Genomic DNA, 19349 nt, shown 5'->3' on the forward strand with positions numbered 1-19349 from the left:
CATGTTTATACTCCTTTATGCAGCCAGTCCCAAGCCATATCCTTTGCATAGGCATCATTTGATGTCACTAATACCGATTTCAAAATTTCTTTCCCATTTGGAAATTGACTGATTGATTGTCCTGCTTGTGAGCGAACCCACCAGGATGAATCATGTAACAATTCGATTAACCCCGGAATACTTTTATCCTCCTTAATATTTCCCATTAACTTGGCAGCTACCATCCTTTCCTGCCAAACAGAAGAATTCAACAGTTCTAAATAGGGTTCTACACTTGGTACATACCCGATTTCTGCTAAAGCCTTAAGGGCTCTAAGCTTCACTTCACCCTCATTTTCAAAAAAGGCATTTTCAGCAAATGAAAGATAGCTAATTTCTTTTTTTAGAGCAATCACATCGAATAAAGCCGTTTGCAAAGGAACTGGGAGGTCGTCAAAATTCATAACAAACTTATCGAATTGGTCATGGTCTAATCGCAGCAGGATGCCTCGATATTCAAATTCAGATAAATGATTATATTGAAGATGGATCAAATCATAGAAGCCATTATATTGAAATGAAGCAAGAATTCTCAAAATATGAATCATTTCTTCATGAGTTAATCGTTTTTTGTGGATCAGACCTAAAACGTCATCTAATAGTAGAGTTATATGAAAATCTTCTATGTGATAGAGTGCATTCATTCGTTGACTCCATCGTTTACTTTTCAACCGCTTCCGATAATAGTCTGATAACCAATAGGAGGCTAGTTCCGATATTTTTTCATTTTCTTCCTTTCCCTCCAAAGTTTTAACATACTTACTTAACAGTTCTTCAATCGCAATTTTTTCTAACTCATTTGCATTATTTATATCAGAAGGATCACCACCTTCCGTCAATAAACGGAAAAGAGATGGATTTATTTTATTTTTATAGCTGTCAATCCTTCTCCTTTTATTAATCTCTTTCGTTTTTCTTGCAATTAAGTACATCAATAAAATAATGAGGGTCCCAAAAATGGATAACGTAATGATCATCAGGAATGAAAGCTCATGATATAACATTTATTTCATCCTTTTGATTAATCTTTGAATTCTTGCCTGGAGTTCCTTGATACTAAATGGTTTTGTTACATAATCATCAGCACCCAATTTTAAAGCACGTTCTATATCTGACTCATTTTTTCTTCCCGTCAGCATGAGAACATGAACATTTCTCTTCCTCCTATTTTTAATTTTTTGCAATACCTCCAGCCCATCCATAATCGGCATCACTCCATCCAGGATGAGAAAATGTTCACCCTTTATTTCTAAGCGGTTTGATTCAAAGAATGTCATGCCATCTTCAAAATCCATAATATCTAATTCGTAATATTCAAACTCCATTCCTTTAAGGATCCGAACTAGCATCGTCCGAATAAGCTCTTCATCATCAATAATCGATATCATTAATCGGTTTTTAATGATTTCCGCTACAGGCTGATCAATCGTCTCTACTCTTGCTCTTCCCTTATCCTTTGCAAAATATAAGGCTTGATCAGCGGACTTTAATGCAATATCAATGCTTGTTTCGGGGTCATTAATCGTATATACACCTGCAGAAAAAGTTACTGAATAGTACTCCTCGCTTTTTTCAACCGATAACTCTGAGAACTCTGTTAACAATTTAGTTGTTTGTTTTACCGCTTCCGACTGGTCCGTATTTGGAAAAAGGATAATAAATTCTTCACCGCCATACCTAAAGACGAGGTCAGAACTCCTGGTGTTTTTTGTTAAAAATTCTGCAAACTTAATTAGTAATTCATCTCCGATCAGATGACCGAAAGCGTCGTTGATATGACGAAAATTGTCTAAATCAAGAATAGCTATGCTAAAAACCTGGTGGTTCCGGCTAAGATCATTCGTATATTTTTTATAGATTTCTTTTAAAAATTTCCGATTATATAAGTTGGTTAAATCATCATGAAGAACAAAACGGTTATGTAACTTCTTTCTTTCTAATTGCATTTCAATCCGAATCGTCAATTCTTCAAAATAAATAGGTTTTTCAATAAAAATATCAGCACCCATTTTATAGGCCTGAAGCCTTGTTTTTTTATCATTCGTACTGCTAATGAGAATTTTAGGGACAAATAGATGATTACTATGCGATTTTAGATTTGCCATCAATTGTTGTACCCCTACATTGGGCAGATCCAAATCAATTATGACGCAATCGGGATATAAATCGTGATACTGCTGTATCGCATGATTGATGTCTGTATAGGCAACTACTAACCAGCCCTGCTCTTCCAGTTTCTCTTTCAAGAGAATGAATATTGAAATATCTTCAGTTATAACCTGGACAAGAGGGATACTTACATCATGGAGACAGTTCATTTTATTATTGTAATAATCAGCTAAATCCAAGTTTAGTTCCCTCCCGAATTTAATTAAATATTCATATTTAGCATTCTCCAATGTTAAATGCATTTATCCTCTAGGGAAAAAATGGGATAAAAAAAGAGACGGTGTATATCCCGCCTCTAACTTATTTTAAATCCTCTGGAGAAAATGCTCCTGGAAGAAGATCCTTAACTTTTACGATTTGTTTGTCACCTTTTAAGTTGGTTAGGACAACTTCCATTTCAGAATCACATAGTTCTGAAATGACTTGTCTGCATGAACCACATGGTGGTACTGGCCGGTCTGTATCCGCAACTACTACTAGCGAAGTAAATTTCGTCACTCCAACAGCGTAGGCAGAAAACAATGCTGTTCTTTCTGCACAGTTTGTCACCGGATAGGCAGCATTCTCAATATTACACCCATGAAAAACCTGTCCATCCTCTGCAAAAAGTGCAGCTCCTACCTTAAACTTTGAGTAAGGTACATATGCAAACTCTCTTGCTTTTACAGCTTCTTTAATACGCATTGTTTCATCCATCGTCTTCACTCTCCGCATTGGGATACTCTATTTACTGGAAATACTTTGCAATCCAATCAGCGACAACGCCGCCAAAATAAACACCAAATACGCCAACTACAGCAGAAAATACTGGAGGGGCTGGTATTGGCAGTTTCATAAATTTAAATAAAATTCCAACGATTAAACCAGCTACTAATGCTAAAAATACTTCTTTCATTTTTTTCCCTCTTATCTCGAAATTAATAATTACTTGTTGATGATTCACCTTTGCTTATAGCTACACCAGAGCTAGCACCAATACGAGTTGCCCCCGCTTCTACCATTGCAAGTGCATCTTCTCGACTGCGAACTCCACCTGAAGCTTTAACTCCAATTTCAGGACCGACAGTTTTTCGCATTAAGCGGATGTCTTCAACTGTTGCACCGCCTGTTGAGAAACCTGTTGAAGTTTTAACAAAATCGGCACCAGCCTTCACAGAAAGCTCACATGCTCTTATCTTTTCTTCGTCTGTTAATAGGCAAGTTTCAATAATAACCTTTACTATCGCCTTTCCCTTAGCAGCCTCAACAACAGCCCGAATGTCATTTTCAACTAATTCATCCTGCTTATCCTTAAGAGCAGCGATGTTGATAACCATATCAATTTCATTTGCACCATTCTCAATGGCGTTTTTGGTTTCAAATGCTTTTGTTTCAGAAGTAGAAGCTCCTAGAGGAAATCCAATTACAGTACAAACTTTTACTTCTGGAGTTTCAGCTAACATTTCAGCTGCTGTTTTGACCCAAGTTGGGTTCACACATACGGAAGCAAATAAATATTCTTTAGCTTCCTCCACTAATTTAACAACTTCTTTCTTTGTTGCATCTGCTTTTAATAATGTATGATCAATCATTCTAACGACATTTTGTGTCATAAAAAGTATCCTCCTAATATCCGATCTCTACGGCGGATTTATTAACAAAGTAACTATAACAAATGAACTGAACATTTGTAAATATCTATTTGAACAAATGTAAAATTATTATCAACTTTGTTCAACAATTGGACAAAAAGCTATTTTTTATCTAAGAGGAATTGGGCGGTAAATTGGTCAGTGATTAGAACATTTGTATATTTCCCTTTTAATGCTCCATGTATCCCATCAATTTTATTTGGCCCACCCGCTACTAAGATGGAATATTCTTTGGTCCTAAGTTCATCCAGATTTATGCCAAGAGTTCGTTCATTTAGACTCACATTACATATTTCCCCCTCTTCATCGAAGAAGCGGGAACAAATATCCCCAACAGCTTTCTGATCCAAGGATTCCTGATCACTCTCTGAAAAGTATCCCATCTGGAATAATAAAGAGTCATTATTCATCGAACCAATTGTAAACAACGCGATATTGGACTGTTTTCCTAGCTCAAGAATTTTGCGGATATGACGATCTGCCTCCATGGCCTGCTTGACAACAACATGATCGACAATAGCCGGTAATGGAAGATTATGCGGTGTTGTATTATAGGCCTTTCCAAACAGATAAAGAATTTCTGAGGAATACGTATTTGTTTCAGAATGACTTATTCCGCCTTTAAGCTGAACAACTTTTACATCTTTTACAAACTTTTGTTTTAATTCAATCGCAATATGGTATAGCGTCGTTCCCCAAGTTACTCCAATAATATCCCCATCTTTAATGATTTCATTGAGATAAAGGGATGCTTTTTCTCCAAGGTAGTTCTTAATAATGTGATTTTCATACTGAGGAATCGAGGTAACAATTGCCTTTTTTAAGTTGAACTTTTTTTCTAACTGTTCCGCCAGATTATCTACATTTTCAGTCGGGTCCAAAATATTTATTTGGACAATACCTTCACTTTTTGCCTGTTGTAATAGCCGGGAAACCGTTGGACGGGAAACTCCCAATATTTTAGCTATCTCATTTTGGTTATAATCCAATAAATAGTATAATTTTGCTGCTTCGATTACTTTACTTAATTTTTCTCGGTCCAATTTGATCACCTATTATACTGCTGTATTTTTTATCTATTGTAGCAAAAAAAACAATATAGCATTCAATATTTTTACATATGTAAAATCAAATATGAACATTATTTTATATTTCACCATATGTTTGACTCCTTTTTGATTGTGAATGGTCACTTTTAAATAAGGGAATGATTCCTTTATTACTGGATTTATTGGAACTGTCACGAAATCACCAACCTCCCCTTTAGATTTCTTAAAAGGGAGATGAAGATTCCTGAGAAAGTGAGGAACTAGAATGGAGAAATTCGGGGGAATTATGTACCGCTATCGAATATGGGTACTTGTAACATGGGTAGTTATTATTGGAATCTCAATTTTTTTCGCGTTTAAGTTACCCACTGTTTTAAAAGGGAATGGTTTTAACTATCAAGGTCAATACAATGAGACAAGAAAACTGCTGGAAAATGAATTCGGTCATGCCCAATCATCCATTATTCTTCTTTTTGAAAGAGAAAAAAATATAAGTGAACAAAGTTGGAAGCAGTTTATCCTAGATACCGTGGGTGTTATGAGAGACGCCAATGTGGCAAAGGAGATTATCACACCTTTTGACAGAGATGGAATGCTAAAAGAAGATTATGCTTATGGCTTATTAAACTTTCAAAAAAACGCAGAAAGCCTTGGAGATGAGATTGTTCAGTTAGAAAAGCTGCTGAAACATAAAAAGGGGTTAACGGTAACAATGACAGGAGAGCCGATCATTGTGCAAGATCTTAATATAGCAAGTCAAAGGGATCTAGCCAAGGCAGAAATGATTGGTTTGCCGATTGCCTTATTCATCTTAATCCTTGCCTTCGGGGGACTGGTTGCAGCATCCATTCCACTAGTGATAGGGATTGTGTCGATTCTTACAACGATGGGAACGGTGTATTTTTATAGCTATGGCGCCGACTTAACAATTTTTATTTTAAATATTGTTCCGATGATTGGTCTTGCTTTAAGTATTGATTTTGCTCTGTTATTTATTAACCGGTTTAAAGAGGAATTACATCATCATTCGATACAGGAATCGATTGAAATTAGCATTGCCACTGCTGGCAAATCGATTATCTTTTCAGGGCTATGCGTATTTATTGGTTTATCCGGGCTTTGGTTTATCAAGATTGATATTTTTCAAAATGTTGCTCTCGGTGGTATGACGGTGGTTTTCGTTTCGGCTATTTGTGCCTTAACCTTTCTTCCTTCCTTCCTTGCCGTTATCGGTAAAAGAATAAATAAAGGAAGTGTGCTTCGAATGTCAGACCAGCAAACAAGCTTATGGCATAAATTTGCTAAGTTTGTGATGCGGCGCCCAGGATTAATGGCTGTATTTGCCTTAATCATCCTCCTAACGGGTCTGATCCCTATAAAAGAAATGGTTCTTACCATCCCAGGAACTGACTCGTTGCCTGATGACTATCCCTCAAGGGTAGCCATGGAAGTCTTTGAAGAGCAATTTATTCCTAAGGACAAACAAAGTGAAAATAAGGTTACCATCGTCTTAGAAGCACAATCTGATATTCAAGAAAAGGAAAAATTAGCAAGAGTTAATACGTTCATAGAAAGGCTAAGAAAGGATAAGCTTGTAGATACTGTCGTCTCACCTTTTTCCGCAACTGGTATTCAGGATGCTGAATCACTCTCACAATTGCTGCTAGTCGGTGATGAACAACATACCGCACCAATTAAAGAGTATTTTATACGAGATAATAAAATTCTTATTGAGGTCTATTTAAAAATTGTTGAGGATTCAGCAATAGCAAGGGAATGGATTCGTGATTGGTCAGAGAAGAAGCTTGACTTAACAACCCACTATGGCGGGTCGATAAAATTTGAGCAAGAAATATTTGATGAGATTTACGAAAAGGCACTCTACGGCTTATTATTAATTGTTCTTTCGACATTCTTCATCCTTATGGCTGCTTTCCGTTCCATTCTAATTCCGCTGAAGGCTATATTGATGAATATATTAAGTTTAGGGTGTACTTTCGGGATTGTCGTTTGGATTTTTCAGCAAGGACATTTAGGAATGGAACCCGCTGATATTGCTTTGATTTTACCGGTATTTGTCTTTACCCTTGTCTTTGGTTTATCAATGGATTATGAAGTATTTTTAATCTCTAGAATTCAAGAATTTTATTTGAAAACAGGCGATAATAGCGAAGCGACCATTTCAGGCTTAACCTATACAAGTAAAATTATTACTTCCGCTGCAGCCATTATGATTGTTGTAACCGGTGCTTTTGCCTTTACAGGAGTTATGCCGATCAAGCAACTAGGTGTTGGAATAGCAATTGCCATTTTTATAGATGCAACGATCGTAAGAATGATTCTTGTTCCTGCGTTAATGAAACTATTAGGTGATTGGAACTGGTGGTTTTTTGGGATAAGGTGAAACTTCAATCAGTGGGGGCTTTTCTTCATCCCCCACTGATTGTTAGTTGAACCTATCGGGCTTTTACGGGCAGTTATCCCCCACCTATACTTCTTCGCATTTACTAAAGTTTTGAGGTGGGGGTATTACTGCCCGTTAATGCGGGATAAAAAAGAAAAATCTGCAAGCGCATCGAAAGAAGCCAACCTAAACGGGCTGGCCTCCTTTTTTATATTTAAATATTTTGTGCATACTTTTCACTTGGTACTTTACTTAATACCACATAAAGACTAACTGGCTCTGTCCCATTATTATTAAATGCCATCTCTTCCTCCCCGCCAACGTGAATTAAATCTCCCTCAGATACTACTATTTCTTTACCATCAACGGTAAAGGCTCCACTTCCAGTTACAACAAATAAATATACCTCTGTACCCGGATGCTTATGTGTTGGAAGCTGCTGTCCAGGGAGAAAATTCAATACAAATGCCGTTGTTTCCCCTTTTTTATAAATAACTCTTTTCGTGAATCGCTCTTCACTATATTCCTGATAAGCTAATAACGATTGTTTTTCCATGTTCATTTCCTCCTAGTTTCTATTTTATGTATCTAGTATAGTCCCAAAACTCCCTAAAATAATTGATTCAAATCAAGAATCCTTCAATTGTTCTAGATAAAAAAAGAGAAGTTCGGGGGAACTTCTCTTAAGACATGAATGAGAGAATAACCTTTTGTGGCATTACTATTTCATCATCATTCTTTCGTTTCATTCGTTCACAGGATGGCATTTCGAAGGAAAAGTCTTCTACTTTTGCTGGAATGACGCCCTCCTTCTTCAATTGATTGAACACTTTTTCCATAGCATCCTCAGTTGGTATTAGACTCTCTGAACCCTCAACTTGAAATCCATCGACACATGTTTCAATAATATTTTCTTCGATTTGTTCTTGTGCAAAGACTAGCTTGGCACCCGCTATATTTTCGACTTCATGATTCTCTAATTCAATGATCGTTGTAATATTCATTGTTTCTAACCTCCCTGTATTGGTTACCTTAATTATAAATAATCTACCCAATCGATGGTTTTGAAAACGTTTTATTTCACTTATTATTCATATGTTTATGACAAATTTCTGTCTATTTTTTAATCTGAATGATGGAATTATATTGGTAAATACTAACATGAAACTTGACATTAGGAGGCTGGACAGTGACCAACAAAAAAATTTTACTATTAGGGCTCCTAATTGTTGCCTCGTTTGTGTTCCCTTCTTATTCAAATGCCGAAAATATTCTATCAACAAAAAGTGAAATAGTGGAATTACGATTACTTGAAACGACAGACCTTCATGCTAATTTAGTAAATTATGATTATTATCAGACTCAAATTGATAACAATATTGGTCTTGTAAAAACAGCTACGCTGATTAAACAAGCTAGGAGAGAAGTGAAAAATTCACTACTATTCGATAATGGCGATCATTTAGTTGGAAATCCACTAGGGGAATATTTAGCAAGGATTGGCGGTATTCAAAAAGGAAAAACACACCCTGTCTACCGAGCCTTTAATCATTTAGGCTACGATGCCGTTGCAATTGGTAATCATGAATTTAACTATGGACTTCATTTTTTATCAACAGTATTGAAAGGGTTAAAGATGCCTGTCGTGAATGCAAATGTGTACTCTATGAAAAAGAATAAACCTTTCATAAAGCCATATGTCATTTTAAGAAGAGATGTGGTTGATCAGCAAGGAGAAAAACACAACATAAAAATCGGGATAATCGGATTAATGCCAACACAAATTATGAAATGGGATCGAGCAAACCTAGAGGGCAGGGTATTCGCTAAACCAATTGTTGAAACTGCAGAGGAATATGTACCATTGATGAAGGCCGAGGGGGCAGATATCATTATTGTACTTGCCCATACAGGGATCGATAATCAAACCTATCATCCAGAGTCTGAAAACGGGGTTTATTCCCTTACGAAGATACCTGAAATTGATGTCATCTTGGCCGGACACTCCCATAATGTATTTCCAGGACCAGCATATAAGGATTTGCCAAATACCAATATCGAAACGGGAGAAATAAACGGAAAACCAGTCGTAATGGCTGGTGCCTTTGGCAGCCGCTTAGGGATCATTGATTTACAGCTTCAGTATAAATCGGGAAAGTGGAAGATCATTAAAGGTGTTTCGCTTACTAGACCAATTGCAGATGAGAATGGGGATTCATTGGTAAAAACAGATCGAGATTTATATAAATTAATTAAAAAGGAACATCATGATACGGTAGATTTTATCAAGAGAATAGGTCTATAATTCATCTACAGATGGCAGTAAAAAATATAATGATGATTATTGCGTAAGGAAGGGCTTATTCTCATTAATAAGCCCTCTTTTTTATTGCAATTTTCTTCATTCTTCTATTAATTTCTCTGTTTTTTTCAAATAAATAGTAAATTCGGTTGTATAAGGCAAAAAATACATGTAAAATTTTCCTATGAGCCTTTAGGACGGTGAAATTGATGGAAATTACGAAACACCTATTTTTAAATCTTTCCATTTTTATCATTTTGCTTTTATTTTGCTTAATTTGGCTTGACAGAAGCAAGAAAATATCAGTTTCAAAAACAACCCTTACCATTTTATTTGTCCTATTGTTATGGACAACTCTTCACTTCTCCTACAATCCAGTTCCTTTCGCACGCTATGATTTACGGATTATTCCGATTGTCATCGGCGGGTTATATTTAGGAATTGGTCCTATAATCGTGGCAGCAATGATTCTTATCAGAGGCTTTTATAGTTTTGATGCTGGGATGATTGGAACCATGCTACTTTATGTACCACTTGCCATCATATTTTTCAAATTAACTCCTTGGTTTTGGAAACAAGCACCAGTTCGTCGTATTCCAATTGCCATATTACTAGGAATGATACTTGGTATTCTATCCGTTGGAGGAATGGAATTAAACACTGAAACCGGTAGTCCTTGGTACGATGCTTGGTTTGCCTACATAGTCATTCCTTCTCTCGGTATTGGCCTGATTGCTTATTCGATTGAATTCATTAAAAGAAGCGTTGAAATGAGGCTGCACTTAATCAAAGTTGAAAAATTAAAGGCTGTAGAACAAATGGGTGCTGCTATCTCTCATGAAATTAGAAATCCACTTACAGCAGCAAGCGGTTTTGTTCAATTATTGACGGACGATTACCTTCCAAGGCATAAGCGAAAAGAATACCTTTCTATCGTTAAAGAAGAGCTAAATTCTGCTGAGCGTGTAATTCAAGATTATCTGACTTTTGCAAAGCCATCATTAGCAAGTATCGAAGAATTAAATGTAAAAAATGAATTAAAACAAATTCTAAATATTTTGCTGCCAATGGCAAATCAAAATTCGGTTGAAATCATTACTGATTTTTCTGTGATAGGCTTTATTAAAGGAGATCGACAAAGATTCCGCCAGTGCTTTATTAATATTCTAAAAAATGCAGTCGAAGCCATGCCTAATGGTGGGTATCTTTATATCGAAACCCATTTCCAACAGGATTATGTCACCATTAGTATTAGAGACACCGGTAAAGGGATGTCCGCAGAACAGCTAGTTAGACTAGGAGAACCCTATTATTCAACAAAAGGCTCGAAAGGTACCGGGCTCGGAATGATGGTCGTATACAGTATAGTCCGTGCCATGAATGGTTCTATAAAAGTGGAAAGTGAAGTGAATGTTGGGACAACCTTTCATATTAAGTTCCCAACCATTACATCCGTTAAGAAAAAAAGCTAATGAAAACTTGGCTAGCGCCAAGCCGTTAGGCGCAGTCGATTGCCGAGTTGCACTTATACTTAATTCCAAAAAATTTTAACTACGTCGAAATATCTTCAGTGCTAAAATTTTATACTTTCTTAACGTATAAAAAAATCGACAGGCATCCAACCTGTCGATTTTGGTTATGCATACATCTTATTCTCTTCCTTTTGGAAAAAGCTTTTCATCGCATGAAAAACATCAGCTTTTTGCTTGAGAATATAATAGCGGAAACGCTCATCTTTAATATTTTTATAAGCTGACATTAGGGTAGAATGACGATTGTACTGATTGACCTCTCCGTAGCCGAACATATTTGATACCTTCATCAATTCCTCAACTAGCTTGACACAACGTGCATTGTCAGATGTTAAATTATCACCGTCAGAAAAGTGGAATGGGTAAATGTTGAACTTTCGTGGATTGTATTTAGCATCAATAATTTCTAAGGCTTTCCGGTAAGCAGAAGAACAAATGGTACCACCGCTTTCACCTTTTGAAAAGAAGTCCTCCTCAGAAACCACCTTAGCTTCCGTATGGTGGGCAATAAATTCAATTTCTACAGTTTCATATTTCGTCCGTAAAAAGCGGGTCATCCAGAAGAAGAAACTCCTAGCCATATATTTTTCCCAGATCCCCATCGATCCACTCGTATCCATCATCGCAATGACGACCGCCTTGGAATCTGGTTTGATCACCTCATTCCAAGTCTTAAACTTTAAATCATCCTTGTAAATTGGGTGGAATGCAGGCTTTCCACTCATTGCATTTCGTTTGAAGGCAGACATCATCGTTCGCTTCTTATCAATATTCCCCATTAAACCCGTTTTACGAATATCGTTAAATTCGATATTCTCGACAAGATGCTCTTGTTCTTCTTTTCTTTTAAGATTTGGAAGCTCTAATTGCTTAAAGAGTGCTTCCTCTAATTCCATTAACGAAACTTCGGCCTCAAAGTAATCTTCACCCGCTTGATCCCCAGCCCCTTGCCCTTTTCCTGGTCCCTTCTGTGGACTTGAACCGTCACGTGCAATAACATCCCCTACCTGGCTCTCACCGTCACCTTGGCCCACGTGTTTGTTTTTGTCATAATTATAACGAATTTTATATTCGTCCAGGGAACGAATCGGTATTTTTACCACATCGCGACCATTAGACATAATAATACTTTCTTCTGTAATTAAGTCTGGAAGATTGTTGCGAATCGCCTCCTGGACTTTTTCTTGATGGCGTTGTTGGTCATCGTGGCCTTTACGGTGGAGGGACCAATCTTCTCTTGAAATCACAAACTGATGGTTGTTGTCAGACAATGTAAACCCCTCCTTATAAAATTTTCAACTTTCATAGTCACATTTTTGTGTCAGTTTCATAAAATAACCCGAGTGTAAAAATGCAGATGAAATATTGATTACTCTATCCTATGCAGAAACTGCGAATAATTTACAAATAATTTAGACAATTAGGCTGTTGTGATGTAAATTGGACAAGTTTTATTCCCCTTTAGGATAAAAAAGGACTGGTGAATGACTTCAACCAGTCCTGATTTCTATCTGTTTAATAAACTGCCTACATACCTTAATAGTTCGTTAGCTGAAGTGGAATTGTAGCCATGCTCATCAATTAAGCGGGCAACAACATCATTGATCTTCTTCAACTGCTGCTCATCCGGCGTTTTCGATGAAGTGGTAATCTTCACAACATCTTTAAGATCGGCAAATAATTTCTTTTGAATCGCTTCACGAAGCCTGTCATGGGAGTTGTAATCAAACCTTTTCCCTTTTCTAGCAAAGGCTGAGATCCTGATTAATATTTCTTCCCTGAATGCCTTTTTCGCATTTTCGGAAATACCAATTTGTTCTTCAATCGAACGCATGAGTTTTTCATCTGGGTTGATTTCTTCCCCTGTCAATACATCACGAAGCTTTGCTTTATTACAATATGCTTCAACATTATCGAGATAATTATCCATTAACGTTTTGGCTGATTCTTCATAAGAATAAACAAAAGCTTTTTGTACTTCATTTTTCGCGATATTATCATACTCTTTCCGGGCTACGGAAATATAATTCATATAACGTTCACGGAGCTCAGCTGTAATAGAAGGATGCTGATCCAATCCATCTTTTAATGATCTTAATACATCTAATGCATTAATGGATGGTACTTCTTTTCGGATGATAGTGGAAGAAATTCGGTTAATCACATAACGCGGATCAATCCCGCTCATCCCTTCATCTGGATATTCCTTCTTAAGTTCACTCAAATCAACTGCATTATAGCCTTCCACATTTTCACCATCATAAAGGCGCATTTTCTTCACTAAATCAATGTCACCTTTTTTCGGTTCTTTTAAGCGTGTTAAAATCGTGAACATCGCAGCCACTCTTAACGTGTGCGGCGCAATATGAACATTTGAAACATCACTCTCGCGAATCATCTTTTCATAGATTCTTTCCTCTTGGGAGACCTTTAAATTATAAGGAATTGGCATGACAATAATCCTTGAATGTAATGCTTCGTTCTTTTTGTTGGAGATGAAGGAGCGATATTCTGTTTCGTTGGTATGGGCCACAATGAGCTCATCCGCGCTAATTAAAGCAAATCGACCCGCTTTAAAGTTTCCTTCCTGAGTAAGTGATAATAAATGCCATAAGAATTTCTCATCACATTTTAACATCTCTTGGAACTCCATCATCCCGCGGTTAGCTTTATTCAATTCTCCATCAAATCGATAAGCCCTCGGATCTGACTCGGATCCGTATTCTGCAATCGTCGAAAAATCAATACTACCGGTTAAATCGGCAATATCTTGTGATTTCGGATCTGATGGACTGAAGGTTCCAATACCTGTTCGTTTATCCTCTGAGAAAAAGATTCTTTCCACTAACACGTCTTCGATTCTTCCGCCATATTCCTGTTCAAGACGCATCATATTTAATGGCGATAGATTTCCTTCTATGCGAATTCCATATTCGTCATAAAAATCAGTTCTTAAATGATGTGGAATTAAATGTAGCGGGTCCTCATGCATCGGACAGCCCTTAATGGCAAAGACAGAACCTCTATCCGTATGGGAATAGGCCTCTAATCCCCGTTTTAGCATGGTGACAAGTGTAGATTTACCACCGCTAACCGGTCCCATTAACAACAAGATACGTTTTCTTACATCGAGCCTCTTGGCTGCAGGATGAAAATATTCTTCGACTAGTCTCTCAAGTGCTTCCTCTAACCCAAATAACTGATTGCTAAAGAAATTGTATTTCCTGCTGCCTTTCTCTTCTTCAATTCCAGCATCTCTGATCATATTATATACGCGTGAATGTGCCGATTGTGCTACCCATGGCTTCTCTTTTAACAGCTCTAAATAGTCCGCGAACGACCCTTCCCACCGAAGCTTTTCTTCCTCTTCTCGGTACCTCTCGATCTTTTTTAGAATATCCATTAATACCCTCCCCTGTAGCTTGATCAGAGACGATTAATATACTCTATGCGCCTAAGGACTTGAACATGCGTAACCATGGATGATTCCCTACCATCTTTTTTCTAATAATAATAGGAATATTGCTCTTTTCATTTTTATAAGTTAGGCTATAATAAATGTATATGTATTTATGAAAAGAAATATTGTTTGAAAAAGGAGGCTATACATAACATGGGATTAACTCTAATTTTATTAGTGATGGCCGCATTTCTAGCTGCAATCTTCACATCAGGGTACAACGATAAGCCAGGTTCCAATAAATAAAACAATGGCTGCCTAATTATTTAATGGGCAGCCGTTATTTTTTATCTAAGATTCATTTTATTTTTTTGAACAAATTCTTTCATATACATCCTCGTTTGTTTTTCCAACATCTTCGCCATTTGCTCTGTCCAGCGATCCTTTCTCCTACCACCGGTACGCTCGTCATAATAGCTTGAAATTAATTCATCATATTCCTTTAACTGCTGAAGATAAACTTCTTCATTTTGCTCGTATTCTTCCTCATGATAAACATGTTCCATAGGAAGTCTAGGCTTTAGGTCATTTATTTTTGCGGGATACCCTACAGTCATACCAAATAACGGGATAACTCTTTCTGGAGTTTTTAATAATTTCTTTACTTCATCTAGATTATTTCGAATACCTCCGATGTAGCAGATACCCAGCCCCATTGATTCTGCGGCGATTGCAGCATTTTGTGCAGCTAATGCTGCATCAATAAGAGCAACCATAAATTTCTCCGTACTTTCAATTGAGGAGGTTACCTCTTTTTGTTCATAATCTCCAATCAGCTTATGACGATGAAGATCCGCACAAAAGACAAATAAATGGCCATTGTTTTCAACATATGGTTGGTTCCCAACAAGCTCTGCCAGCTTCTTCTTTTTCGCAGGATCCTTAATGCCGATAATCGAAAAAGCTTGAATAAAGCTCGAAGTGGAAGCTGCCTGAGCACTAGAAACGATGGCTTTTATTTGCTCATCCGTTAAAGGCTTGTCTTCAAAATCTCGGATCGAACGATGGTTTAAAATCGTTGAAATAACTTCATTCACTATACTTCTTCCCTTCTATTATTGAAAAGAGGCCCTTACAAAGGCCTCTTATTCGTTTAATGTAGATGCAAGTAGTTTTGCTGCCTTAAGGCTTCATAGATAAGAATAGCCGCAGTATTGGAAAGATTTAAGGATCTAACATTTTCATTCATCGGAATCCGTAAGCTTTTTTCTTTATTATTTTCAATGACATCCTTTGGAAGTCCTGTTGTTTCACGACCAAAAATAAAATAATAATCCTTCGTTTTCTCACTATAATCAAAGGAGCTATGGGGTTTTTGAGCAAATTTAGTTAAATAAAAGAATTCCCCTTTGGCATTTTTTTTATAAAATTCATCAAGAGAATCGTAATAAACAATATTAACATATTCCCAATAATCCAAGCCGGCACGCTTTAACATTTTATCATCTGTTGAAAAACCTAAAGGCCGGATTAAATGAAGTGTCGTATCTGTTGCTGCACATGTTCTAGCAATATTTCCAGTATTGGATGGAATTTCAGGTTGATATAGTACTACATGTATTCCCACGGTTTTCACCTCTAATAAAAAAACTCTAAGAGACATTATACCATTATCACTTACCCTGATAAAGGATGAGGACTTATCCGTCAACGATAGTAAAAAACTTATATTTAATATTAGGTGTGTAAGCAGATGAATCTTCGTAAGCCCAATATCTCATACGGCTGTTGTAGGTATGGGCATTAACCAGCGGCATCCCGTTGGCGTCCTTTCCCGTAACGATCGTATTATGATTAAATCTTCCATCTCCCTCAAAATCATAGCATATGATATCACCTAGTAAAAGCTCCTCTGGGCTTCTTACTTCCCGAGCTTTTAAACCACTTTTGGAATTAGCTAAATACAACCTCAAAGAGTGTGCAACTGCCCAACTGTAACTCCAATTATTATTTCTTAACCACCACCCTGTTCCCCGATTAGGGTATCCCCTCATTGGAGCTCCACCAACATGAAGACATTGGGAAATGAAGTTTGTACAGTCATTTTCAAATTTCTTATACGCTGGATTATAGCTATTCCACCAGCGTTCTGCATATTGAACGGCTTTTAAGCGATTATATTGGTAGCTCATCCTTTCATCCATTTCCTCAATATCTGTTGGAATCTCTAGTGACGGGAAAGAATCATAAACAGGCATGATTTCGTCATCCATAATTAAGTCATTTTTATAAAACTTACCTATCCTTGCTTCTGTTTCTTCTTCTAGGTAAAGCGTGTCCTTCTGTTTGATTAGATATTGATAATGAACCTGATAAGTAATAGTTTGAAATACTTCATCGTTAGATCTCTCCAAAACTTTGCCGGCTGCTTTTACTTTAACGATTTCTGCAGACCGTTTGGCTAATGTATCTATTTTCTGTTGTGCTTTTGAAAAATTATTGGGGTTGTTTTTTTCTTTCGAAACAAATTGCTCCGCTCTTCGTTCAAACAATTCTTGGAGTAACTCACTCATCTTCATCTCCCCTTTCTCTTTCATTCTTATGAAGGAGAATCAAAAAAAGAGCAGAAACTCTTGGTTTCTGGCTCTAACTGTTTATAAAATTTATCCCCCAGTTACGGGCAATAGACCCGCACTGATTGAAATTTCACTTTATGCTATTTTCAATTTCACTTCGTACAATTGGATCCAGGTCTTGCTGTGCCGCTTTTTTAAGAGCAGACATAGCTTCTTTACCGCCAATTTTTCCGAGCGCCCAAGCAGCCGTACCCTTCAATACTGGACTTGTTTCATTTTGTAATACGTCAATTAAATCAGGAACAGCTGTATCATCTTTAAAATGAGCAAGGGCAATCATCGCGTTTCGTTGAATCGGCCTCTTTCCTCTCCAAGAACCCGCCACTTGACCAAACCTATTTTTAAATTCCCGATTACTCATTTTTAACATTGGCTTGAGTAATGGCTTTGCAATTTCAGGATCCGATTCCATCTCTTCATGGAAATGAAAATCCTTTCTTTTATTGACAGGACATGAAGTTTGGCAGGAATCACAGCCGTAGACTCGGTTACCAATTTTTTCTCTAAATTCCTCAGGAATCATGCTTTTTGTTTGTGTTAAAAATGCAATACATCGCTGAGCATTTATTTGACCGCCTTGTACAAGAGCCCCGGTTGGACAGGCATCTAGACAAGCCGTACACGAACCACACTGGTCCTCGATCGGAGTGTCTGGCTCAAATGGAATACTCGTAATCATTTCCCCTAAATAAACATAGGATCCAAACTCTGGCGTAATGATCGCACAATTCTTTCCACTCCAGCCAATTCCCGCTCTTTCAGCCACCGCTCGATCGGAAAGCTCGCCTGTGTCAACCATCGATTTCAAACGGGCATCTGGTACTTTCAATAATATGAATTCTTCTAGTTTTTTCAATCGGTCCCGTAATATATGATGATAGTCTAAACCCCAAGAGGCACGTGAAAAGAACCCCCGTCTTTCGCCCTTTTTACCCTCAATCCGAACCTTCATTTTGGAAGGATACGCAAGAGCAATCGAAATAATCGATCGAGGCTCTTCAAGAAGCAGGGATGGTGTTACCCGTTTTTCTAAATCTTGCTCCTCAAAACCAGATTGATATCCCAGCTCCTGCTGGCGAATCAATCGATTTTTTAATTCCGTAAAAGTATCTGCAGTAGTAAAACCAATCTTATCAATCCCTATTTCTTTACTGTAGGAAATGAGCTCGTTTTTAAGTTTGCTGACATCCATTAGTCATTCCCTCCCTTCCAAAAAATCATCTATTGTGAAGTAGCTATATTATTCATTGCGCATCTAATTATGATAAACTATTTTTATAAAAATTTGGAGGTGGAATCGTTGGAAATTCAGCTTTCATCGGAAATAATCAAAGAAATTCCTGATTTTAAACTAGGAATCATTGAATACAAGAATATCACCGTTGCGGATTCCCCTCAAATGGTCCGAGGCAGACTACAGCTATTTCAAGAATCGATTTTCTTTGATTTAGAAAGTACTAACGTGACTGAGTTAACTGGAATCCAGGAATGGAGAAAAATTTTTAAACAATTAGGAAAAGACCCCAATCGCTATCGTCATTCAGCAGAAGCATTATATCGCAGAGTTCAAAAACAAAATTATCTCACCCCTGTTCAAAGTGCCATTGATCTGAATAATTTTTTCTCGCTCCAATACCAGGTACCGATAGGTATTTATGATTTAGATTATTTGCAAGGGTCGGTTACCATTCGAACAGGAAAGGTAAATGAAGAATATCACGGACTCAATGGACGGGTAAATTCTTTACATAATCTTCTTATCTGTGCCGACCAACAGGGACCATTTGGAAGTCCATTCGTAGACTCTAATCGCGCACCTGTCACACTTACAACCAAAAACGCCCTCCAAGTTATTTTTCTTAGACCTTCTACTGATTGTCGGAATGCTGAAAAGTTAACTGAATCTTTAATGAACATGTTTACCCAAATTCATGGAGGAGAAGCTTCCTTCCGAATAATTGGATGCCAATAAGGCATCTTTTTTTGACAAATAAAAAAACGCAATGCATCGTTCTTCTTTGAAACGATACACTGCGTTAGTTACTATGTATGGAGCGGGTGATGAGAATCGAACTCACAACATCAGCTTGGAAGGCTGAGGTTTTACCACTAAACTACACCCGCATATGGTTAATTCAACAACTTACTTTTACATAATACACACAAATTTCATAATCGTCAAGAGGA

At 37.2% G+C, this 19349-nt stretch carries 18 protein-coding genes and 1 tRNA gene; 4 read left to right on the top strand and 15 right to left on the bottom strand.

Annotated elements, in window-relative coordinates; all coding sequences use genetic code 11:
- Positions 1-5: 5 nt before the first annotated feature.
- From ACWM35_RS04155 to ACWM35_RS04180, 6 genes are all read right to left on the bottom strand, one after another.
- Positions 6-1043: a HEAT repeat domain-containing protein gene (locus tag ACWM35_RS04155; RefSeq protein ID WP_454815754.1), complete on the bottom strand. Its 1038-nt coding sequence runs from the start codon at positions 1041-1043 to the stop codon at positions 6-8.
- Complete coding sequence (locus tag ACWM35_RS04160; RefSeq protein ID WP_454815756.1) at positions 1044-2387, bottom strand: GGDEF domain-containing response regulator; 1344 nt, start codon at positions 2385-2387, stop codon at positions 1044-1046.
- Between the two features lie 121 nt (positions 2388-2508).
- Positions 2509-2904: a cytidine deaminase gene (locus tag ACWM35_RS04165; protein ID WP_454815758.1), complete on the bottom strand. Its 396-nt coding sequence runs from the start codon at positions 2902-2904 to the stop codon at positions 2509-2511.
- Positions 2905-2935: 31 nt separating this feature from the next.
- A complete protein-coding gene (locus ACWM35_RS04170) occupies positions 2936-3103 on the bottom strand; it encodes a XapX domain-containing protein (protein ID WP_454815760.1) in 168 nt (55 codons plus the stop codon).
- A gap of 22 nt (positions 3104-3125) precedes the next feature.
- A complete protein-coding gene (gene deoC / locus ACWM35_RS04175) occupies positions 3126-3800 on the bottom strand; it encodes a deoxyribose-phosphate aldolase (RefSeq protein WP_454815762.1) in 675 nt (224 codons plus the stop codon).
- A gap of 140 nt (positions 3801-3940) precedes the next feature.
- On the bottom strand, positions 3941-4882 hold the full coding sequence (locus ACWM35_RS04180; RefSeq protein WP_454815764.1) for a sugar-binding transcriptional regulator: 942 nt from the start codon (positions 4880-4882) through the stop codon (positions 3941-3943).
- A 271-nt stretch (positions 4883-5153) separates the two neighbouring features.
- Between ACWM35_RS04180 and ACWM35_RS04185 the strand changes: the two genes are divergently transcribed.
- Positions 5154-7292 carry an MMPL family transporter gene (locus tag ACWM35_RS04185; protein ID WP_454815765.1) on the top strand — a complete coding sequence of 713 codons (2139 nt, stop codon included), beginning with the start codon at positions 5154-5156 and terminating at the stop codon, positions 7290-7292.
- 214 nt (positions 7293-7506) lie between these two features.
- Here the strand turns inward: ACWM35_RS04185 and ACWM35_RS04190 are convergent, their stop codons facing one another.
- Together ACWM35_RS04190 and ACWM35_RS04195 are read right to left on the bottom strand one after the other, a co-directional pair.
- Positions 7507-7848, bottom strand: coding sequence for a cupin domain-containing protein (locus ACWM35_RS04190; protein ID WP_454815767.1), 342 nt, complete (start codon positions 7846-7848; stop codon positions 7507-7509).
- A 127-nt stretch (positions 7849-7975) separates the two neighbouring features.
- A complete protein-coding gene (locus tag ACWM35_RS04195) occupies positions 7976-8296 on the bottom strand; it encodes a hypothetical protein (protein ID WP_454815769.1) in 321 nt (106 codons plus the stop codon).
- Between the two features lie 185 nt (positions 8297-8481).
- Between ACWM35_RS04195 and ACWM35_RS04200 the strand changes: the two genes are divergently transcribed.
- Positions 8482-9597 carry a metallophosphoesterase gene (locus tag ACWM35_RS04200; RefSeq protein WP_454815771.1) on the top strand — a complete coding sequence of 372 codons (1116 nt, stop codon included), beginning with the start codon at positions 8482-8484 and terminating at the stop codon, positions 9595-9597.
- A 206-nt stretch (positions 9598-9803) separates the two neighbouring features.
- Positions 9804-11066 (top strand): ATP-binding protein, encoded by a 1263-nt coding sequence (locus tag ACWM35_RS04205; protein ID WP_454815773.1) that lies wholly within the window; start codon positions 9804-9806, stop codon positions 11064-11066.
- A 164-nt stretch (positions 11067-11230) separates the two neighbouring features.
- Here the strand turns inward: ACWM35_RS04205 and yhbH are convergent, their stop codons facing one another.
- The 6 genes from yhbH to queG form a co-directional block, all read right to left on the bottom strand.
- Positions 11231-12397, bottom strand: coding sequence for a sporulation protein YhbH (gene yhbH, locus ACWM35_RS04210; RefSeq protein ID WP_454815775.1), 1167 nt, complete (start codon positions 12395-12397; stop codon positions 11231-11233).
- Between the two features lie 236 nt (positions 12398-12633).
- On the bottom strand, positions 12634-14529 hold the full coding sequence (locus tag ACWM35_RS04215) for a PrkA family serine protein kinase (protein ID WP_454815777.1): 1896 nt from the start codon (positions 14527-14529) through the stop codon (positions 12634-12636).
- Positions 14530-14873: 344 nt separating this feature from the next.
- Complete coding sequence (gene nfsA, locus ACWM35_RS04220) at positions 14874-15623, bottom strand: oxygen-insensitive NADPH nitroreductase (protein WP_454815779.1); 750 nt, start codon at positions 15621-15623, stop codon at positions 14874-14876.
- 56 nt (positions 15624-15679) lie between these two features.
- Positions 15680-16153, bottom strand: a complete 474-nt coding sequence (gene trmL, locus ACWM35_RS04225; RefSeq protein ID WP_454815780.1) for a tRNA (uridine(34)/cytosine(34)/5-carboxymethylaminomethyluridine(34)-2'-O)-methyltransferase TrmL — start codon at positions 16151-16153, stop codon at positions 15680-15682.
- A gap of 73 nt (positions 16154-16226) precedes the next feature.
- Complete coding sequence (locus tag ACWM35_RS04230; RefSeq protein ID WP_454815782.1) at positions 16227-17099, bottom strand: amidase domain-containing protein; 873 nt, start codon at positions 17097-17099, stop codon at positions 16227-16229.
- A gap of 133 nt (positions 17100-17232) precedes the next feature.
- Entirely contained in the window at positions 17233-18354 is a 1122-nt protein-coding gene (gene queG / locus ACWM35_RS04235; RefSeq protein WP_454815784.1) for a tRNA epoxyqueuosine(34) reductase QueG, read from the bottom strand.
- 108 nt (positions 18355-18462) lie between these two features.
- Between queG and ACWM35_RS04240 the strand changes: the two genes are divergently transcribed.
- Complete coding sequence (locus tag ACWM35_RS04240) at positions 18463-19134, top strand: B3/B4 domain-containing protein (RefSeq protein ID WP_454815785.1); 672 nt, start codon at positions 18463-18465, stop codon at positions 19132-19134.
- A 78-nt stretch (positions 19135-19212) separates the two neighbouring features.
- Here ACWM35_RS04240 and ACWM35_RS04245 read toward each other — a convergent pair.
- A tRNA-Gly gene (locus tag ACWM35_RS04245) sits at positions 19213-19286 on the bottom strand.
- Positions 19287-19349: the final 63 nt, after the last annotated feature.

It is taken from the genome of Neobacillus sp. K501 (genome assembly GCF_053749995.1).

Coding starts and splice junctions, on each gene's coding strand:
- ACWM35_RS04155 (WP_454815754.1), bottom strand. CDS start 1,043: ATGTTATATCATGAGCTTTCATTCCTGATGATCATTACGTTATCCATT.
- ACWM35_RS04165 (WP_454815758.1), bottom strand. CDS start 2,904: ATGGATGAAACAATGCGTATTAAAGAAGCTGTAAAAGCAAGAGAGTTT.
- ACWM35_RS04170 (WP_454815760.1), bottom strand. CDS start 3,103: ATGAAAGAAGTATTTTTAGCATTAGTAGCTGGTTTAATCGTTGGAATT.
- deoC (WP_454815762.1), bottom strand. CDS start 3,800: ATGACACAAAATGTCGTTAGAATGATTGATCATACATTATTAAAAGCA.
- ACWM35_RS04185 (WP_454815765.1), top strand. CDS start 5,154: ATGGAGAAATTCGGGGGAATTATGTACCGCTATCGAATATGGGTACTT.
- ACWM35_RS04190 (WP_454815767.1), bottom strand. CDS start 7,848: ATGGAAAAACAATCGTTATTAGCTTATCAGGAATATAGTGAAGAGCGA.
- ACWM35_RS04195 (WP_454815769.1), bottom strand. CDS start 8,296: ATGAATATTACAACGATCATTGAATTAGAGAATCATGAAGTCGAAAAT.
- ACWM35_RS04205 (WP_454815773.1), top strand. CDS start 9,804: ATGGAAATTACGAAACACCTATTTTTAAATCTTTCCATTTTTATCATT.
- ACWM35_RS04215 (WP_454815777.1), bottom strand. CDS start 14,529: ATGGATATTCTAAAAAAGATCGAGAGGTACCGAGAAGAGGAAGAAAAG.
- ACWM35_RS04230 (WP_454815782.1), bottom strand. CDS start 17,099: ATGAGTGAGTTACTCCAAGAATTGTTTGAACGAAGAGCGGAGCAATTT.
- queG (WP_454815784.1), bottom strand. CDS start 18,354: ATGGATGTCAGCAAACTTAAAAACGAGCTCATTTCCTACAGTAAAGAA.